Source organism: Pseudomonas vanderleydeniana (genome assembly GCF_014268755.2).
GTDB lineage: Bacteria > Pseudomonadota > Gammaproteobacteria > Pseudomonadales > Pseudomonadaceae > Aquipseudomonas > Aquipseudomonas vanderleydeniana.
Genome location: NZ_CP077093.1, coordinates 2,639,987 through 2,657,489, shown reverse-complemented (window position 1 = coordinate 2,657,489; position 17,503 = coordinate 2,639,987). Strand labels below are relative to the sequence as shown.

The following is a 17,503-nucleotide window of genomic DNA, read 5'->3' as shown; positions in this document are numbered from 1 at the left end:
CCGGTGCGGATTCAGCGGGCTTGCCAGTTGAATACGAGGGTGCTGCCCAGGCGCTGCCCGGGCTCCAGGACCTGGGTGCCCTGGGCGGGCCATTCGGCGACCGGGCTGTTGAAGGCGTCGGCCAGATGCGAGACCGGCTCCAGGCACAGGTAGGCGGCGTCCACCGGGGCAAAGGCGACGAAATGCGTCAACGGCGCCTGCGCCTGCATCAGCAGGCGGCCCTGCGGGTACTCCACCCGCAGGACGCCGTCCCATTGCGAGCCGTACAACGCGAGTTCCTGCTGCAAGCTGTCGTCGATGACCAGTGGCTGCTCCAGGGAGCGCGAGCGGCCGGTCGGCAGGTAGGCGGCATCGATTTCCCAGGAGCGGCCGACGTTCAGCTCGATCCGCATGCCCGGATGACGCTGGAAATAGGGATGCAGGCCGAGCCCACCGGGCATCGACGAGTGCCCGAGGTTGCTCAGGCCCAGGTCGATACGCAGTTGCGGGCCTTCGAGGCGGAAACGCTGTTCGAAGCGCACCGGCCACGGCCAGTGTTCACCGCTGTATTCGCAGGCCAGGGCGACATGCCCGACGCCCTGTTCCACCACCTGCCAGGGCAATGTCTGGGCCACCCCATGCAAGGTATGCGGCAGCGCCGCGGGATGCGCGGGCAAGGCATGGCTGGCACCGGCATGCTCGAGCCTTGCGTCACGCAGGCGGTTGGAATATGGCAGCAGGGGGTAGATCCCGCCGCGCGGCCAGGCCAGCGGGTCGAAGGTCTCGGCGCGGATCGGCGTCATGATGTCCAGGCCATCGGCCTGCAGCAGTGCCACGCGCCCACCCCATTCAGGCAGTAGCGCCAGGGACCAGGTCGCGTTCGTCAGTTCCATGCGTTTCATCGACAGCTCCAGATTCGAGGCATGCAGAGTCCCGTCCGGCGTGTTTTCACGCGCCGGCGGGGGGTTTTCAGGACTATCGGGAGGGGTTCTAGCGTCGGAACCGCTCGAACACGGCCATGTCCAGCTCCAGGCCGAGTCCGCTGCCGTTCGGCACCTGCATCAGGCCGTCCTGCAGCAGGCCCCTGACGTCATGCAGCCAGCCATCGGTCTCGACATAGTGGAATTCCACCAGTGGTACATCGGGCTGGACCGCCGCCAGGTGCAGGGTCGCCAGCAGCCCCGGACCGAAGTACGGGCTGTGGGGCAGCACCAGGGTGTCATGCCGGCCCGCCAGCTCGGCGATGCGCAGGCACTCGCTGATACCACCGACCTTGGTCACCGAGGGCTGGATCGAGTCCACCGCGCCCTGGCGTATGGCGCTTTCGAACTGCACCGCAGTGCACCAGTTCTCCCCTGCCGAGATCGGCACGCCATGGCCACGCAGGCTGGCCAGCGCCGGGAAATCCTCGGGCGGAAAGATCGGCTCCTCGAGCCAGGCCAGTTCGAGTTCCGCCAGCGCCGGCAGCCACTCGCGGGTATCGTCCAGGCTCCAGGAGCAGTTGACGTCGGTCGCCAGCGGAATGTCGCGGCCAACCGCACGGCGGCAGGCAGCCACCTCCGACACCGTGTTCTCGTGCAGCTTGATGTGCCTGAAACCTTCACGCAGCGCCCGCTCGCACATCGCCGGGGCGAGGCCGTTGTCGCCGTAGCGAACCAGGCTTGCATAGGCGGGAATGGCCTCGCGGGTGGCCTGGCCGAGCAGGCGGTGCAACGGCAGCCCTTCGCGCTTGGCCTGCAGGTCCCACAGCGCCATGTCGACCCCGGAGAGGCCGAACATCGTCACCCCGTAGCGACCGAAGATGTGCAGGCGCAACTGGGCGTTGAGGTTCCAGGCCGTGATGTCGGTGATCGTCTGGCCGACGGTCAGCGGCGTGATCAGCCGGTCAATCATCGAACGCACCGAATCCGCCACGAAGTAACCGAACGCCTCGCCCCAGCCGACGTTGCCCTGTTCGTCCTCGACACGGACCAGGACGTTCTCCAGGGTGTGCCAGGTCATCGGCGTGATAGCCTTGGCCGGGCCGCCATCGTGAAACGGGATCTCGACGATGAACGTTTGGACGCTGGCGATTTTCATGGACGGGCACCCAGCAGGCTGACCAGCGTGGCTCCGGCGTAGGCGCCACCGACATGGTCGCGACCGGAGGTCATCGGATCCATGGCCTCGTAAGGCAGGTAGCCCGGCGCAAGATGATCCTCGGCATTGTCCTGCGGCTGATAGCCCAGCTCCCGAGCGCGCCGGTTGTGGAACAGCGGATGGGGGCTTTCGGAAACCCCATAGACCACCTCATGGCGCACCTGCGGGTGCTCAAGGCCAATGCGCACCAGTTGCGCCAGGTCGCGGGCACTGGTCCACATCCGCAACCGGCGGGCATCGGCCACCTGCGGGTCGGCGTTACCGATACGGATGATGAACGTCGCCAGATCGTAACGCAGGCTGAAGGCGGCACAGGCCGCTTCGCCGAACACCTTGCTCATCGCATAGTAGCTGTCCGGTGCGGCGGGCACGTCATCGAAAGTCTCGGCGACGTCGGTACGGTACTGCCCGACCACATGGTGGCTGCTGGTGAACAGGAAGCGCCGGGCGCCCTGGCGCTGCGCGGCTTCGAGCAGGTACAGGGTGGCGTGGTAGTTCGGCTCCACGGTGCTCTGGAAAGCGATGTCGGTACCGTGGGCACAGGCCAGGTGCAGGATGCCGAAGACCCCCTCGACCGCGCGCTCGACCAGCGCCGGATCGGTCAGGTCACCGACGATTTCGCTCTCGCCCGGCTGCAGGTCGCCGACCGGACGGCGATCGAGCAGGCGCAGTTGATAGTGTTCGCGCAGCAGGGGCCGCAGGGCGGTGCCGACGATGCCGGCCGCGCCGGTGATCAACAGGGTTTGCATGAAATGGATATCCTCGTTCTACAGTCGGCCGTGCCGGTGGGCCGGCACGGCCGTTGAATGATCAGGCCGCGATCAGGGCGGGGTTGGCCACGGTCCTTTCGGTGACGAAGATCGCCACGATCAGTGCACCGATGATGCCCAGCAATCCGGCGAGGGCGAAACCACTGGCGAAGGTGCCGGTGTACTGGATGATCAGCCCGGTCACGGTCGGGGCGACGATACCGGACAGGTTGGCCAGGCCGTGCATGAAGCCGCCGGCGGTACCGACCTGGTGGTCCGGCACCGCGTCCTGAATCATCGACCAGTACGCCGGGGCGGACAGCATCAGGAAACCGACGGCGATGGTCATCACCGCCACCGCGCCGGTGATGCTCTCCAGCTGCCCGGTCAGGCCGACGCAACTGGCGGCGACCAGCAGGCAGCAGACCAGCACCACCTTGCGCGAGAACAACCGCCGCCCGGTGCGCTTGAACACCCAGTCGATCAGCAGGCCACCGCCGATGAAGCCGAAGGTACCGACCAGCCAGGGCAACGCGGTGACCATGCTCATGGACTTGAGGTCGACGCCCTTGGCATCGATCAGGTAGCTGGGAAACCAGGTCATGAAGAAATAGAGGATGTAGTTGTAGCAGAACAACGACAGCCCCGAGATCAACACCGCGCGCTGGCGGATGACCTCGATCACCGGCGTGGCCGGCAGGTCACTGGCAACCTGCACCGGCGTCTCGCGATCGGCATTGATCAGTGCCAGTTCCTCCTGGCTCACCTCAGGGTGCTCCTGGGGGGTCGAGGTCGCCAGGCGCCACCAGGCGATGGCCCAGAGAATACCGACCAGCGAAATCACCACGAACGCCACGCGCCAGCCCAGCCAGATCGCCAGGAAGCCGACGATCGGCCCCGCCAGCGCGCCACCCAGCGGGCCACCGGCCTGGGCGATACCGATGGCACGGGCACGCTCGGTGATCGGGAACCAGCTGTTGATGGCCTTGTTCGCGGTGGTGCTGACCGGGCCCTCGCCAATGCCGAACAGCGCCCGTACGACCAGCAGCGACCAGAAGTTGAAGGCCAGCGCGGTGGAGCCGCACAGCACCGACCAGAACGACATCGACCAGGTCAGTACCCGCTTGGGGCCGAAGCGGTCGGCGAAGTAACCGCCAACGAAACAGAACAGCGCGTAGCCGAAGAAGAAGCTGCTGAAAATCAGTCCCTTCTCGGCCGGCGTGAGGTGGTAATCCTGGGTAATGAACGGCATGGCAATGGACAACGCCGCACGATCGACGTAGTTGATCACCATGGCGATGAACAGCATCGCCAGGATGGTCCAGCGAAAGGACTTCTTGTTCTTCATCGGTGTCTCCGCGCGCCCTCGTTGGGGCGCGTCTGTTGTTATTACGGTTATTGCGGCGAGCGATCAGGCGGTGTAGTCGACCGCCACCCACTCGAAGTACTGCTTCAGGTCCTGGACCAATGCCTGGTGGGCCGGGTGAGGCAGGTAGCGCGCTACCGACTCGGCATCGTCGAAGCTGGAATCAAGCAGGTAATCCCAGCAGATCGGACGATCCAGTTCGTTGGCCGCCACATGCCAGCCACGAATGAAGTCGATGCGCTGTGGCAGCAGGCGCATGCGTTCGACCAGCTCAGCCTCGAGTTCAGGCTGGGCGGGCACATCCGGCAGGCGGCGAAACATCACGAGATGACGCATCATGCTTTCACCCTCCCCTCATCCCTGGGCCCAGGCCGGCGCATCCTGCAGCGCGACCGGACGCAGGAAACGCTCCAGCGCGGCATAACCGACCGAGGTGGTCTGTGGCGCAGTGGACGATGGCCATGGCCCGCCGTGTTGCTGCGCCGCACAGACCGCGACGCCGGTCGGCACGCCCTGGAACAGCACGCGACCGGAAACCTGCCCGGCGACTCGCGCCAGGGAACGGTTGGCCGGCGTGTCGTCGCTGGCCCCCCAGAGGGTGGTGGTCAAGGTCCCGCCGATCGCCGCCAGCACCTGCTCGACCTGGGCCAGATCATCGGCGACCACGACCAGCGCAGCCGGACCGAACATCTCCTCGCGCAAGGCCGGATTGGCGATGAACGCCGCCGCATCGGTGCGATACAGCCGTGGTGCCGGGCCCGCCGCAGCGGTCCCGGCGAACAGCGTCGCGGCGTGCCCGGCCACCACCGAACTGGCGTGCTCGAATCCTTCGCGCATGGACGGCGTCAGCATCGCATGGGTACGTACCGGTTCAAGCGCCGCGCCCAGTTGTGCGACGAAACGCTCGCTGGCCTCGCCCTTGAGCAGCACGATCACCCCCGGACTGGTACAGAACTGACCGCAACCCAGGGTGATGGAACCGGCCAGGGTGTTGGCCAGGCCCTGGCTATCCGCTGCCAGCGCGGCCGGCAGGGCCACCAGCGGGTTGATCGAGCCCAGCTCGCCGAAGAACGGAATCGGTCGCGGCCGCTCGTTGGCCAGCCGCCACAGCGCGGTGCCGCCCTGGTACGAACCGGTGAAGGCCACGGCGGCGATCCCCGGGTGCTGCACCAGATAACCACCGGCACCACGGGAGGCGCCCTCGACCAGGGTCAGCACACCTTCCGGCAGGCCCAGGGCCAACACCACCTGGCGCGCCAGGTCGAACACCGCCCGGGACAGGCGCGGATGACCGGAGTGAGCCTTGACCACCACCGGACAGCCAGCGGCGAGCGCCGACGCGGTATCGCCGCCAAGCACGGAGAAGGCAAACGGGAAGTTGCTCGCCGAGAACATCGCCACCGGCCCCACCGGGCGCAGGACGCGCACCAGGCGCGGACGCCCGGCCGGCGGTGCGCCGGCAACCGCTTCATCCACTACGCGACGGATGGCACCGGCTTCCAGTTGTTCGGCAAAGCCACGCAGTTGGAACGCGGTGCGTGCCACTTCGCCATTCAGGCGTACGGTACCGAGATGGCTCTCTTCATCGGCGATCGCGACCAGGTCGGCCTGGTGCGCTTCCAGCGCCGCCGCCAGGCCGCGGAGCAAGCCGGCACGTACGGTCACACTGGCCTCGGCCCAGGCCGGAGCGGCCTGTACCGCCAGATTGACCGCCTGGTCGATCGGTTGATGCGCGTTGTTCCCGGTCATGCCTGGTCTCCACGTGATTGCGGCTCAAGGTGATAACCACGGCCGGCATAGTCGAAATCGACCAGCTCGTTGATGGCGACATTCTTGTCCGCAGGCGAGGCGTAGAACGCGCGGATTTCGCTGATCAGGCCGCTGTCCCTGTCGAAGATGTACCACTCGTCACCACGCAGGGCGGTTCCCAGCTTGCTTTTCCAGTGGGTCCACTCGATCACCGCCTCATCGCTGTCGTGGCTGACCAGGATCTTGTCGATGGTCCATTGCGAGCCCAGGTTCTCGACGCACCAGACCCATTTGCGGGCGATGGTGTCGGCACTGCGCCATGGGACATCCGGCAGGCCGGCCGGGAAGTAGTGCACGGCATCGGGGGTGAAGCAGGACACCAGCTTGTCGTAGTCGCCTTCGTTGCAGGCGGCGAAGTAGCGGCGAATGGTCTGCGCGTGTTTATGCTCTGCCATGATCGGGGTCCTTATCGGGCGATGATCGAAGGGATGGCCGGGCGGCCGGAGGCGACCCAGTCCTGGTAGGCGGCGATGGCCTCGGGGCTCGGCGGGTAGACACCCCACAGCGGCTCGCCCGCGGCGATGCGCATGGCCAGGTAGTTCTCGATGTCGTCCTGTTCCAGGCAGACCTCGGCCAATTCCTCGGCCAGGTGCGCGGGGACCAAGGTCAGGCCATCGGCGTCACCGACGATGACGTCGCCCGGGTAGACGGCGATGCCGGCGCACCCGATCGGCACTTGCAGGTCAGCCACGTGGTGGTAGGAGATGCGCGTGGTCGCGGTGATTTCGCGGGCATAGGCCGGCAGGCTCATTTCGGCGATCTCGCTGCCATCGCGCAACGCACCGTCCGTGACGATGGCCCGGGCACCACGGGCCAGCAGGCGGGTCACCAGGATGTTGCCGGCGGAAGCGGCGGCCGGGTCGTTGCGGCTGTCGATCACCAGCACGTCGCCCGGCTGGATCTGCTCGACGCCCTGCCATTGCAGGTTGTCGCCATTGGGCCGGGTGGTCATGGTGCCGTAGGTGTCGATGTCTTCACGGGCCGGGATGAAACGCATGGTGAAGGCACGCCCGGCGAATGGCTTGGCGTTGCGACTCATGGCTTTCAGCCCGACGAACGCCGGCTGGCGAAAACCGCGCTTGAACAGTTGCGTGGTCAGCGAACCACTGGAGCAACGCGAGAGTTTTTCGAGAGTCGCATCGCTGACCGACACCTTGCGATTGGCGCTGTTGTCGTAGTCTTCGGCGTATTGGTGAATCGCCATTATTGTTCTCCAGGCTGAATGGGACGGCGGGCTCGTCGAGCCGGCAACTGGAGACCGATCCTAGGGGCAAGCCCGGCTGCGACAAAACGTCATCACCCGACAACCGGGCCGCTTGTCCCACATGGCGAGAATCGCCCCTGGCGACACTGGCGGAAAAAAACCTCGCGAAGGCAGGTGGCGCTAGGCTGCGCGGGACTTTCCACCGGAGCCTTCGGCATGTCCGCCTACCCACTCGATCCCAACCTCGCCGCGTATGTGGCGCACAGCGCGACCTTCACCCCGGAGAACGACAGCCTGGCAGCTCGTCGCGCGGCCTTTGCCAGGGCCTGCCGGCATTTCACCCCGGAACGGCCGGCCCGCGTTCGGGTCGAGGACGAACACCTCGACGGCCTGGCCGTGCGCCTCTACACGCCCCTACAGCCGGCACCGGCAAACGGCTGGCCAACGCTGCTCTACCTGCATGGCGGCGGTTGGAACATGGGCAGCCACACCACCCATGACTGGTTCGCCTTCGCGCTGCTCAAGCGACTTGCCGTGGCCATCGTCGCGGTGGACTACCGCCTGGCGCCAGAGCATCCGTTCCCGGCCCCGCTGGAGGATGTGCTGACAGTCTGGCACGCCCTGCGCCGCGGGCATTGGCCACGATTGGACTCGGAGCAGTTACTGGTCGCGGGCGACAGCGCCGGCGGTTCGATCGCCGCCGGCCTGTGCGTTGCCCTGCGCCAGCTCGACTTGCCGCAGCCGCTGCTGCAGGCGCTGGTCTACCCGGTACTGACGGCAGACGAGACACTGGAGTCGATGCAGGCCCATGCCCATGCGCCGATGCTGACCGCCGCCGGGCTGCGGGCATCGCTGGCCGGTCATCTACCGGATGCCGGGCACCGGACCGACCCTCGCGCACTGGCCCTGACGATCAATAACGCCGCCGGCCTGGCGCCGGCCTTCATCGGTGTCGCCGAATACGATCCGCTGTTCGACCACGGCCGGCAGTACGCACAGGTGCTGCAACGCGCCGACGTCCCCGTCCACCTGCACATCGGCCAAGGCCTGGTGCATGCCAGCCTGCGAGCGGCCGGGGTGGCGGCGGTGGAACAGTTCTACGATGCCCTGGCCGAGGCCCTGGGCAAGGCGCTGGCTCCCTAACGACATCGCCGAGATTCCCACAGTGCGGGACGCAACACCGCTCGGCCAGGCCGGAACGATTGCGGCCCGCCGCCCTTTTTCACACGCTGCACCGCATTCCACTTCATCCAAAAACAATCAGGGGAATGCAGCATGAAAGTCTTCATCACCGGCGCCAGCGGGCGCGTCGGCAGCCAGGTCGCCAAGGCGCTGATGCAGCGCGGCCACACGATCAGCACCGTGGTGCTGCCGGGCGACCGCAATCTCGCCACGACCCAGGCCGCCGGCATCGAGTGCATCACTGGCGACCTGGCCGACCGCAACTGCGTCCGCCAGGCCATGGAGGGCGCCGAGGCGGTGTTCCACCTGGCGGCACTGATCTCCTTCAGGACCGAGGATCGAGATCGCCTGTGGCAGGCGAACGTCACCGGCAGCTACAACGTCTTCGACTGTGCGGCACAGCAGTCGGCCGAACGGCCGGTGCGGCTGGTGTTCGCCTCCAGCGACCAGGTCTACCCGACGCGCTTCGCCCGCTATCGTCCGGTGGACGAACACCACCCGCGCGAGCCCTACAGCTTCTACGGCATGACCAAGCTGCTCGGCCAGGACCTGCTGGACTTCTTCGCCCGCACCCACCCCAACCTGAAAGTCACCACCGCAGTGTTCTCGCACATCGAGGCGGCAGCCGAAGTGGTCGACCCCAATGGCGAATACTCGCGCCCGGCGTTCTCCCTGCAAGGGCGCATCGACAGCCTGCGCGCCGCCAGCAGCCACAACGCCAACTCGGCAGCCAGTGACGTGCAGCGCCTGCTGGATATCCTCGAACCGCTGGCCGCTGATGACGACCCGCTGCTGCTCGCCCGCGATGCCAACGGCAATGCCCATACCCAGGAGCTGACCGACGTGCGCGACATCGTCGACGCACTGCTGCTGATGCTCGACAAACCGGCGGCCATCGGCGAAACCTTCAACCTGGCGCCACCGAGCCTGGTCGGGCTGGATACCTTCATCCCTTACCTGGCCAAGGCCACCGGCCGGCGCTATGTCGAGGCCAACCTGCCGGCCGAGCTCGGCCAGCCGCACAGCACCGCCGCCAAGGCGCGCGCCCTGCTGGGCTGGTCACCGCGCTACAGCCTGTTCGACATGGTCGACGAAGCCGTGGACCTGCAGCAGCGCTGACGCCCTCTCTTCCCCAACACCCTCACGCAGGTCGCCCCGGCCTGCGTGTGCCTGCACAGGCGAACCTTCATGAACAAGAACAAAAGCCAATACCGTTGGTTCATCGTGACCCTGCTGTTCATCGCCATGGTCATCAACTACATGGATCGCGCAGCGCTGTCGGTCGCCATGCCCTTCATCACCAAGAGTTTCGAACTCACGCCCAGCGAAAAGGGCATGGTGTTCAGCGGTTTCTTCATCGGCTACGCCGCCTTCAACTTCATCGGCGGCTACCTGGCCGATCGCTACGGGCCCAAGCGCGTGTTCCTCTGGGCAATGTGCATCTGGTCCGCGCTGTGTGCGCTCACCGCCACGGCCTACAGCTTCTGGTCGCTGCTGATCGTGCGCGCGCTGTTCGGCATCGGCGAGGGCCCTGTGCCGACCACGGCGAACAAGGTGGTCAACAACTGGTTCCCGATCCGCGAGCGGGCACGGGCGGTCGGTATCAACCAGGCCGGGGGGCCGCTGGGCGGTGCGCTGGCCGGGCCGGTAATCGGCGTACTCGCACTGTCGCTGGGCTGGCAATGGTCCTTCGTCATCGTCGGGGCCATCGGCGTGGTCTGGGCGATCGCCTGGAAACTGATCGCCACCGACCATCCGGCCCAGCACCCACGGGTGAGTGCCGATGAACTGGCCGATATCCAGGCCGGGCGTGACAGCGCCACGACGACCGATGACGCCACCGACAAGCCGAGCCTGCTCTGCGTGCTGCTGCGCCCGGCCGTGCTGTGCACCGGGTTCTCGCTGTTCTGCTACAACTACACGCTGTACTTCTTCATGACCTGGTTCCCCAGCTACCTGGTGGACACCAAGGGCGTCAGCCTGCAGCAGATGAGCTGGATCACCGCCTTTCCCTGGCTGGTCGGGGCCTGCGGCATGGCAGCAGGTGGCTTCCTGATCGATCGCATCTACCAGAAAACCGGGCGCCAGCTGTTCTCGCGCAAGGTGGTGCTGGTCAGTTGCCTGACCATCGCCGCAGCCTGCATCGGCCTGAGCGGCCGCTCCGAGTCCACGCACCTGGTGGTGTTCTTCATGTCCATCGCGATCGGCTTCCTGATGCTCACCGCCTCGGCCTACTGGGCGCTGATCCAGGACACCGTGCCCAGCTGCTACGTCGGCACCGCCGGTGGGCTGATGCACGGCATGGGCAACTGCGCCGGGCTGTTCGCACCAACCCTGACCGGGTTCATCATCCAGATGACCGGTACCTACAGCGCGGCGTTCGTCGTCACCGGCGTGCTGGGCGTGGCCGGGGCGCTGGCGGTCGGCTTGTTCGTCCGCGAGCGCAATGAAATGCCCAGCCAGCGGACGGTGACCACCGGCTAGGGGGGAGCGGGCGGCCACCGGCAGGCGCACAACGACGCCGTCATCGGTTAGACTCGCCGCCCACATTCGACAACAGGGAAGTCAACATGAGTGTTCGAGGCAAGGATCGGCAGATCGACAACATCGAGTTCAACGTCAGCGACATCGCACGCAGCAAGGCCTTCTATGGCGAGGTGTTCGGCTGGAGCTTCGTCGACTATGGCCCCAACTACACCGAGTTCAGCGACGGCCGCCTGACCGGCGGCTTCACCACCGGAGAGCCGGTGCGGCCGGGTGGGCCGCTGGTGATTCTCTATGGGCAGGACCTCGAGGCGATCCAGCGGAAGCTCGAAGCCGCGGGCGCGACCATCAGCCGGGCACGGTTCTCGTTCCCCGGTGGCAGCCGCTTCCACTTCATCGACCCGGATGGCTACGAGCTGGCGGTCTGGAGCGACCAGCAGCCATAGTACGGTACGCGGTCCCTGTGGGAGCCGGCTTGCTGGCGATAGTGAACTGTCAGGCGAGAACTTCGCCAACTGATGCACCGCTATCGCCAGCAAGCCGGCGCCTACAGGGACCGCGTTGCCCCTCTTTCCTTGTCCACCCCGTGACCCCGTATACTGCCGCCCTCTCCCCTCATTCAAGGATGAATCGTGCGTATCATCGTCATCGGCGGCCTGGGCAATTTCGGCGCGCGTATCTGCCGGCGCCTGGCGCTGGAGCCCGGCCTGGAACCGATTGCCGCCAGTCGCAGCGCCAGCGCGGGCCGGCACCCATTCGACAATGGGCAGACCGTCGCCACCTTGCGCCTTGATATCGAGGCCAGCGATTTCGAGCAACGCCTTGTCGAAGCCAGGCCGGACCTGGTCATCCACTGCGCCGGGCCCTTCCAGGGCCAGGACTATCGGGTTGCCCTGGCGGCATGTGCCGCCGGCGCACACTACATCGACCTGGCCGACGGCCGCGACTTCGTCGACCGTTTCGCCGCCAATGTCGATGCGCAGGCACAGGCGGCCGGTGTCCTGGCCGTCTCCGGTGCCAGCAGCGTACCGGGTCTCTCCTCTGCGGTAGTCGACCACCTCGCCAGCTCGTTTTCCCGCCTGGATGGCATCAGCATCGCCATCGCCCCGGGCCAGCAGGCACCCCGGGGCGTGGCGACCATCCAGGCGGTATTCGGCTATGCCGGCCAGGCCTTCGACCGCTGGAATGACGGTGCCTGGGTCAAGCGCCATGGCTGGCAGGACATCCGCAACTTCCACTTCACCGGCATGGGCCGGCGCTGGGGCGCGGCCTGCGACGTGCCGGACCTGGCGCTGTTCCCGAGCCGCTACCCTGGAGTACGCGACGTCGAGTTCCATGCCGCACTGGAACTGCGCCTGGAGCATGCTGGCCTGTGGCTGGCGGCAGGCTTGCGGCGCCTGGGCATACCACTGCCGATCAGCCGGTTCGCCGCACAGCTGGATGCCTTGTCGAGAAAGGCCCTGGACCGCTTCGGTAGCGACCTGGGCGCCATGCGTGTCCACCTGCGCGGCCTGCGCCAGGACGGCACGCCCGGCAGCCTGACCTGGCAACTGACCGCGCCCGGCGGCCATGGCCCGGAGATTCCCTGCATGGCTACCGTACTGCTGGCCTGCAAACTGGCGAAGGGGCATATCGACCAGCGTGGTGCGATGCCCTGCATGGGCCTGTTGCAACTGGAAGAGTTCGAACCGGAATTCCAGCGCTGGAATTTCACCTCGGCGATTGTCGAGGGCGCTCAGTGACACAACGTCGAATCACGCTGGTCATGCCCGCCAGCGCAGCCGACGCCTTCGAGGCGTTCCACAACCATGAGGTACGCCGGCAGTGGGACACTCTGCTCTCCGCCGCCGGGGTTGAAGGTGGTGGCAGCCATCCCTACATCGGCGCCATCACCTTCAACCAGGGGCGCGGCTGGAAGCGCCACTTTTCCCTGCGTACCCGCTTCGTCAACTACGTGCCATCCAAGGTCGCGGCTGCGGTGCTGGTCGAACCGGCCGGCTGGTTTCACGGATGGGCCGCGTCGATGCGCCACCGTGACCTGGGTAACGACACCTCGGAGCTGATCTACACCTTCAACGTGCAACTGCGACCACGCTGGCTCGGCTGGCTGCTGGACCCGCTGGTCAACCGGATTTTCGAACATGAAACCCGGCAACGCTTTGCTGCGATGGCCGGGTATCTGCGTAACAGGAAGGACAATCAAGCCTGCTGATGCCTGTGCGGCTTGAGCAACGGCGTCAGCACCAGCATCGCCAGCGAGGCCGCGACCAGCAGGCCGTAGGAGGCCTCGAAGGTGCCGGTGTGGTCACGCAGGAAGCCGAAGGCGAATGGCCCCAGCGCCGCCACCAGGTAGCCGATGAACAACATGAAGGCAGTCCACTGCCCTGCTTGTTCATGGGTGTGGGTGTTGTCCAGCGGCAAGGTCATCGCCAGGGCGAAACAGGTGCCCTGGCCCAGGGCGATGGCGACGATCGGCAACGCACCGAGCAGGCCCGGGGCCAGCCAGAGTGCTGCAGCCCCGGCGGCCGAGAGCATGGCCGACCCGCCCAGCCAGGCACGGCGATCAGGCGTGGAACGGGTCATGACCCCGGAAACGAAACTGCTGATCGCGATGATGGCCGCGAACAGGCCCAGGTTGAGCCCTGAACCCAAGCTGTTGATCGCCAGCTCACGACTGCTCTCGCCCACCCAGGCGAAGCAGGCGTAGCAGACGAACTGGCCCAGGCCGAAGTACACCGCGATCAGCCAGGCCCGGCCACGGCGAAATGCCGGCTGGCTGACCGGGCTGCTGGCGCCTTGCACGGCCTGCGGCCGGGACGGGAACACAGTCGCCAGGCGCTGCCAGCTGATCATGGCGAACACGCAAAGCACCGCCCAGATCCCCGCCGCCAGGCGCCAGCCACCTTCGGCCAGCGCCACGTACTCGCTGCCCACCGCCGCCAGGGTGGCACCGATGCCCAGCCCGGCGGCGTAGATGCCCATGAGCATGGCCGCATGGCTGGCGAAGTGGCTCTTGATCCAGCCGCCGATCAACGGCCCCGAAATGGCGACACCGACACCCACCAGGAAGGTCGAAAACAGCAGGCTGGCCGACGACCCGGCGTAGGCCCGCAGGACCATCGCGGCCCCGAGCAGGGCCAGGGAAAACAGCACCACCCGATCATTGCCGAAACGGCGGCCGATGCGCGGGATGAAGATGGCGAACAGGCCCATGCACACGTCCGGTATCGCTGTCAGCAACGCCGCCTGGGCGTGCCGCAGGCCGAACTCGGCCTGTATCGCGCCGACCAGCGGCCCGACCGAGACGATGCCCGGGCGCAGGGAAAGCGCCAGGATAAACAGGCCGAGGCCCGCCATGAATTCGATTGCTCGTGTTCTCTGTACCACTGCGATTGACATGCGCTGCCTCCAGATCTCTATCGCTGAACTGATTTCTGTGGCAAATACTAATTTCGCCATCGACCTGGACGGTTTTGCATGAATGCCAACATTCGTCGCCAAAGTGACAGCCTCAAATCCGAGGGGCACAGCGACGACTATCACGACTACCAGGACCTGCCCCGGGTGATCACCGCCTTCTCCCGCGATCAGGCGGCGGGCAGCTACAACGCGCCGCACAGCCACCCACGGGGGCAGTTCCTCTACGCCAGCAAGGGCCTGATGCGGGTCGCCAGTGAAAATGGCATCTGGTACATCCCGCCCCAGCGCGGGTTATGGATTCCGGCGGGAGTGGTGCATGACCAGGTCATGCTCAGCGACACACGGATGCGCACGATCTACGTCGAGCGCAGCCAGGCCGAACGATTTGGCGAGCGGGTCAAGGTGATCGAGGTCGACACGCTGCTGCGCGAACTGATCCTGGCCCTGGCCGAACAGCCGATGCTGTACCCGGACGACCTGCCCAACCGCAGCATCGTCGCGCTGATCCTGCACAAGCTCGAACACTCGCGGACGGTACCGCTGGAGATTCCCTGGCCGCAGGACCGTCGCCTGGCCGCGATCTGCCAGCAGATCCTGGAGGAACCGGCCGAGTCGCGGACCATCGAGCAGTGGTCCGAGGTGGTCGGTGCCAGCACCCGGACCCTGATCCGGCTATTCATCAGGGAAACCGGCATCACCTACCGGCAGTGGGTACAGCAGGTCCGGGTGGCCCGGGCCCTGACCCTGCTCGAAGCGGGCGAACCGATCAATCGCATTGCCGACAGCCTGGGCTTTGCCAGCCCCAGCGCCTTCTCGGCGATGTTCAGGCGCCTGCTGGGCGAGTCGCCCCGGGACTACCTGGAGCGCCGTTGACCCCTTCCTGCCGTGATCCCGGCGCCAGAAAGTCAGCTTTTGGCCGTTTTCACATTAATGACATAAAGCCATCATGTAATACTGTTACAAATCATGACGTAGCGTCCAAGAGAGCCCGCCGTCGTGAAATTCCGTTTTGCCTTTCTCCGCAAGCCGTCCCACCGCCCCGCCCTGCTACGCCGCCTGAGCATCGGCAAGCGCCTGCTGGCCAGTTTCGGCCTGTGCGCCCTGCTGCTGGTTGCCCTGGGTGGGCTGTGCCTGACGGCCCTGCAGCACATTCGCCACGAAGGCGAATTGATCGAGCAAGGACCGCTGTCGAGTATCGCCCAGGCCGACGCCATTGCCATCGACCTGGGCAAGATGCGTACCGAGGCCGCCCTGTTGCTGGTGTATGCCAACGATCCGGCCGAACTGACCAACCGCAAGATCAACCTGCAGCAGCTCAGTGCCGAGGTGGACCAGGGCTTCACCGACTACCTGGCGAAGGTGCCGGAAGGCACCGAGCGCGACTCGATCAAGTTGCTGCAGGATGCCGCGCAGCAGTTCGTCGACCTGTTCAGGCAGGCCATCGAGCTGGTCGAGCAGAAGCGACTGAGCGAGGCCAGCAACCTGTCCGGCAACGGCCTGGCCAACCAGGGCGCGTTGATGGACATGCAAGTGCAACTGCTGCGCGAACTGAACAAGCAGACCAGCGCGCAATCCCTGGAAAACGCCGCCAGCACCTTCCAGCAGGTGCGCCTGCTGCTGCCGATCGTCATCGCCGTGGCACTGGCGCTGATGCTGTTGCAGGCCTGGCGCCTGGGCGTGAGCATCACCCGGCCGCTGCAGCAGGCCCTGCAGGTGGCCAAGACCGTGGCCGCCGGCGACCTCAGCCAGCAAGTGGTCGACCATGGCCGCGACGAAGTCGCGCAACTGCTGCAGATGCTCGGGCACATGCGCGACCAGTTGCACGGGGTGATCCAGCAGATCGGTGGTGCCGTCGGCCGCCTGAACGCGGCCACCCAGGAAATGGGCGCGATCATGCACGACAGTGCCCAGGACCTGCACCAGCAGTACGGCGAGATCGAACACGCCGCCACTGCCGTGACCCAGATGAGCCAGGTGGTGGAGGAAGTCGCCCGCAATGCGGTGGAAACCTCCAGCGAATCGCGCAGTTCCAGCAGCGCCGTGCGCGAGGGCCAGGCGCAACTGGACGAGACCATGGCCGATATCAGTGTCCTGGCCGACCAGGTCGAACAGGCGAGCCTGCGGGCCCAGGCCCTGGCGAACGAAACCCAGGGCATCAGCAAGGTGCTGGAAGTGATTCGCAGCGTCGCCGCCCAGACCAACCTGCTCGCGCTCAACGCGGCCATCGAGGCGGCCCGGGCGGGGGAAGCCGGCCGCGGCTTCGCCGTGGTGGCCGACGAGGTGCGCGGGCTGGCGCATCGCACCGACGCCTCGACCCGGGAAATCGAACAGATGATGGAAGGCATTCACCAGGGTACCGACCAGACGGTCCAGGCCCTGGCCGAGAGCGCCACCCAGGCCGGCCATACGCGCCAGCGCGCGCAGGTGGCCAAGGACGTGCTGGGGAGCATTTCCAGCTCGGTGGCCGGCATCGACCAGCGCAACCTGGTGATTGCCACCGCCGCCGAGCAGCAGGCCCAGGTGGCCCGTGAAGTGGACCGCAACCTGGTGCGCATCCGCGACCTGTCGATGCAAACGGCCAGCGGCGCGGCACAGACCAGCAGCGCCAGTCAGGAACTGGGCCGCCTGGCGGTGGAACTGGATGGAATGCTGGCGCGGTTCTCGTTGTGAGGCCTGGGCCCGGCGCCTGACCGGCAAGCCCCGGGTGCAACGGTGCAAGGCCGTTGCACCCAAGTCAGCATATCGATCTGCACCCGGCGCCCGAGCCGGAGGGCACTAGATCGGCTTGATCGAAACCACGTCGAAATAGCGGAACTTCTTCTTTTTCGCCGCAGCCTTGGCTTCCTGCTCGGCGGTGAAGGTGCTGAGGGTATTGGCGTCATACACCAACTCCTCGATCTCGCCTTCGAACTCCCTGGTCGCATGCAGGATCACCCGCAGCTTGGGCGACAGCGCCTTGGCCACCGGCCGGCGCTTGGGTGGAGCGGCAGGTGTGACAACCACCTCGGGTTCAGGGGCTGGCGGGGCGATCGGTTCGGCACTCGGACGCGAAGAGCCGAACAGCGCCAGGCGCATCTCCTCTTCGCTCAGGTCATTGCTCATTGCGGGTGTCTCGATTACAGGTAGGCAACTTGATATGTAGTAAGCTAACGAACTTTACCAGAGTTGTCT

General features: G+C 66.2%; 18 protein-coding genes and 1 pseudogene. 9 read left to right on the top strand and 10 right to left on the bottom strand.

Annotated features, from left to right (window positions below; all coding sequences use genetic code 11):
* Nucleotides 1-11: 11 nt before the first annotated feature.
* From HU752_RS12100 to HU752_RS12065, 8 genes are all read right to left on the bottom strand, one after another.
* Nucleotides 12-881 (bottom strand): aldose epimerase family protein, encoded by an 870-nt coding sequence (locus HU752_RS12100; RefSeq protein WP_186680394.1) that lies wholly within the window; start codon nt 879-881, stop codon nt 12-14.
* Between the two features lie 88 nt (nt 882-969).
* Complete coding sequence (locus HU752_RS12095; RefSeq protein WP_186680396.1) at nt 970-2,058, bottom strand: mandelate racemase/muconate lactonizing enzyme family protein; 1,089 nt, start codon at nt 2,056-2,058, stop codon at nt 970-972.
* Complete coding sequence (locus HU752_RS12090) at nt 2,055-2,867, bottom strand: NAD-dependent epimerase/dehydratase family protein (RefSeq protein WP_186680399.1); 813 nt, start codon at nt 2,865-2,867, stop codon at nt 2,055-2,057. Before HU752_RS12090 ends, HU752_RS12095 begins: the two co-directional genes overlap by 4 nt.
* A 61-nt stretch (nt 2,868-2,928) precedes the next feature.
* Nucleotides 2,929-4,215, bottom strand: a complete 1,287-nt coding sequence (locus HU752_RS12085) for an MFS transporter (protein WP_186680401.1) — start codon at nt 4,213-4,215, stop codon at nt 2,929-2,931.
* 63 nt (nt 4,216-4,278) lie between these two features.
* Complete coding sequence (locus tag HU752_RS12080) at nt 4,279-4,572, bottom strand: Dabb family protein (protein WP_186680404.1); 294 nt, start codon at nt 4,570-4,572, stop codon at nt 4,279-4,281.
* Nucleotides 4,573-4,587: 15 nt separating this feature from the next.
* Nucleotides 4,588-5,982 carry an aldehyde dehydrogenase (NADP(+)) gene (locus HU752_RS12075; protein WP_186680407.1) on the bottom strand — a complete coding sequence of 465 codons (1,395 nt, stop codon included), beginning with the start codon at nt 5,980-5,982 and terminating at the stop codon, nt 4,588-4,590.
* Entirely contained in the window at nt 5,979-6,437 is a 459-nt protein-coding gene (locus HU752_RS12070) for a nuclear transport factor 2 family protein (protein WP_186680409.1), read from the bottom strand. The genes HU752_RS12075 and HU752_RS12070 overlap by 4 nt, the downstream gene beginning before the upstream one ends.
* A gap of 11 nt (nt 6,438-6,448) precedes the next feature.
* Nucleotides 6,449-7,246, bottom strand: coding sequence for an RraA family protein (locus HU752_RS12065; RefSeq protein ID WP_186680412.1), 798 nt, complete (start codon nt 7,244-7,246; stop codon nt 6,449-6,451).
* Between the two features lie 216 nt (nt 7,247-7,462).
* Here HU752_RS12065 and HU752_RS12060 point away from each other — a divergent pair, with 216 nt between their 5' ends.
* The 6 genes from HU752_RS12060 (at nt 7,463) to HU752_RS12035 (ending at nt 13,124) form a co-directional block, all read left to right on the top strand.
* Nucleotides 7,463-8,389 carry an alpha/beta hydrolase gene (locus HU752_RS12060; RefSeq protein ID WP_186680415.1) on the top strand — a complete coding sequence of 309 codons (927 nt, stop codon included), beginning with the start codon at nt 7,463-7,465 and terminating at the stop codon, nt 8,387-8,389.
* A gap of 132 nt (nt 8,390-8,521) precedes the next feature.
* On the top strand, nt 8,522-9,547 hold the full coding sequence (locus HU752_RS12055) for an NAD-dependent epimerase/dehydratase family protein (protein ID WP_186680418.1): 1,026 nt from the start codon (nt 8,522-8,524) through the stop codon (nt 9,545-9,547).
* A 69-nt stretch (nt 9,548-9,616) separates the two neighbouring features.
* Nucleotides 9,617-10,912 carry an MFS transporter gene (locus HU752_RS12050; protein WP_186680420.1) on the top strand — a complete coding sequence of 432 codons (1,296 nt, stop codon included), beginning with the start codon at nt 9,617-9,619 and terminating at the stop codon, nt 10,910-10,912.
* Between the two features lie 86 nt (nt 10,913-10,998).
* Nucleotides 10,999-11,358: a VOC family protein gene (locus tag HU752_RS12045; RefSeq protein ID WP_186680422.1), complete on the top strand. Its 360-nt coding sequence runs from the start codon at nt 10,999-11,001 to the stop codon at nt 11,356-11,358.
* 186 nt (nt 11,359-11,544) lie between these two features.
* Nucleotides 11,545-12,654: a saccharopine dehydrogenase family protein gene (locus tag HU752_RS12040; RefSeq protein WP_186680424.1), complete on the top strand. Its 1,110-nt coding sequence runs from the start codon at nt 11,545-11,547 to the stop codon at nt 12,652-12,654.
* On the top strand, nt 12,651-13,124 hold the full coding sequence (locus HU752_RS12035; protein ID WP_017903523.1) for a hypothetical protein: 474 nt from the start codon (nt 12,651-12,653) through the stop codon (nt 13,122-13,124). Before HU752_RS12040 ends, HU752_RS12035 begins: the two co-directional genes overlap by 4 nt.
* Here HU752_RS12035 and HU752_RS12030 read toward each other — a convergent pair.
* On the bottom strand, nt 13,112-14,311 hold the full coding sequence (locus HU752_RS12030) for an MFS transporter (RefSeq protein WP_225920126.1): 1,200 nt from the start codon (nt 14,309-14,311) through the stop codon (nt 13,112-13,114). The two genes, HU752_RS12035 and HU752_RS12030, sit on opposite strands and share 13 nt — an antisense overlap.
* Before the next feature lie 78 nt (nt 14,312-14,389).
* Here HU752_RS12030 and HU752_RS12025 point away from each other — a divergent pair, with 78 nt between their 5' ends.
* The 3 genes and pseudogenes from HU752_RS12025 (at nt 14,390) to HU752_RS32120 (ending at nt 17,002) form a co-directional block, all read left to right on the top strand.
* Entirely contained in the window at nt 14,390-15,205 is an 816-nt protein-coding gene (locus HU752_RS12025; protein ID WP_186680426.1) for an AraC family transcriptional regulator, read from the top strand.
* Nucleotides 15,206-15,328: 123 nt separating this feature from the next.
* Nucleotides 15,329-16,144 (top strand): annotated as a pseudogene (locus HU752_RS32125) (MCP four helix bundle domain-containing protein); the annotation flags it as partial.
* Nucleotides 16,127-17,002 (top strand): methyl-accepting chemotaxis protein, encoded by an 876-nt coding sequence (locus HU752_RS32120; protein ID WP_437182364.1) that lies wholly within the window; start codon nt 16,127-16,129, stop codon nt 17,000-17,002. The pseudogene HU752_RS32125 and the gene HU752_RS32120, both read left to right, overlap by 18 nt.
* A gap of 105 nt (nt 17,003-17,107) precedes the next feature.
* Here HU752_RS32120 and HU752_RS12015 read toward each other — a convergent pair whose 3' ends face one another.
* Entirely contained in the window at nt 17,108-17,434 is a 327-nt protein-coding gene (locus tag HU752_RS12015) for a hypothetical protein (RefSeq protein WP_186680430.1), read from the bottom strand.
* Nucleotides 17,435-17,503 lie beyond the last annotated feature (69 nt).

Bases quoted from the DNA above. Each gene is read 5' to 3' on its own strand.
- HU752_RS12100 (WP_186680394.1), bottom strand. From the start codon at position 881: ATGAAACGCATGGAACTGACGAACGCGACCTGGTCCCTGGCGCTACTG.
- HU752_RS12095 (WP_186680396.1), bottom strand. From the start codon at position 2,058: ATGAAAATCGCCAGCGTCCAAACGTTCATCGTCGAGATCCCGTTTCAC.
- HU752_RS12090 (WP_186680399.1), bottom strand. From the start codon at position 2,867: ATGCAAACCCTGTTGATCACCGGCGCGGCCGGCATCGTCGGCACCGCC.
- HU752_RS12085 (WP_186680401.1), bottom strand. From the start codon at position 4,215: ATGAAGAACAAGAAGTCCTTTCGCTGGACCATCCTGGCGATGCTGTTC.
- HU752_RS12080 (WP_186680404.1), bottom strand. From the start codon at position 4,572: ATGATGCGTCATCTCGTGATGTTTCGCCGCCTGCCGGATGTGCCCGCC.
- HU752_RS12075 (WP_186680407.1), bottom strand. From the start codon at position 5,982: ATGACCGGGAACAACGCGCATCAACCGATCGACCAGGCGGTCAATCTG.
- HU752_RS12070 (WP_186680409.1), bottom strand. From the start codon at position 6,437: ATGGCAGAGCATAAACACGCGCAGACCATTCGCCGCTACTTCGCCGCC.
- HU752_RS12065 (WP_186680412.1), bottom strand. From the start codon at position 7,246: ATGGCGATTCACCAATACGCCGAAGACTACGACAACAGCGCCAATCGC.
- HU752_RS12060 (WP_186680415.1), top strand. From the start codon at position 7,463: ATGTCCGCCTACCCACTCGATCCCAACCTCGCCGCGTATGTGGCGCAC.
- HU752_RS12055 (WP_186680418.1), top strand. From the start codon at position 8,522: ATGAAAGTCTTCATCACCGGCGCCAGCGGGCGCGTCGGCAGCCAGGTC.
- HU752_RS12050 (WP_186680420.1), top strand. From the start codon at position 9,617: ATGAACAAGAACAAAAGCCAATACCGTTGGTTCATCGTGACCCTGCTG.
- HU752_RS12045 (WP_186680422.1), top strand. From the start codon at position 10,999: ATGAGTGTTCGAGGCAAGGATCGGCAGATCGACAACATCGAGTTCAAC.
- HU752_RS12030 (WP_225920126.1), bottom strand. From the start codon at position 14,311: ATGTCAATCGCAGTGGTACAGAGAACACGAGCAATCGAATTCATGGCG.
- HU752_RS12025 (WP_186680426.1), top strand. From the start codon at position 14,390: ATGAATGCCAACATTCGTCGCCAAAGTGACAGCCTCAAATCCGAGGGG.
- HU752_RS32120 (WP_437182364.1), top strand. From the start codon at position 16,127: ATGCTCGGGCACATGCGCGACCAGTTGCACGGGGTGATCCAGCAGATC.
- HU752_RS12015 (WP_186680430.1), bottom strand. From the start codon at position 17,434: ATGAGCAATGACCTGAGCGAAGAGGAGATGCGCCTGGCGCTGTTCGGC.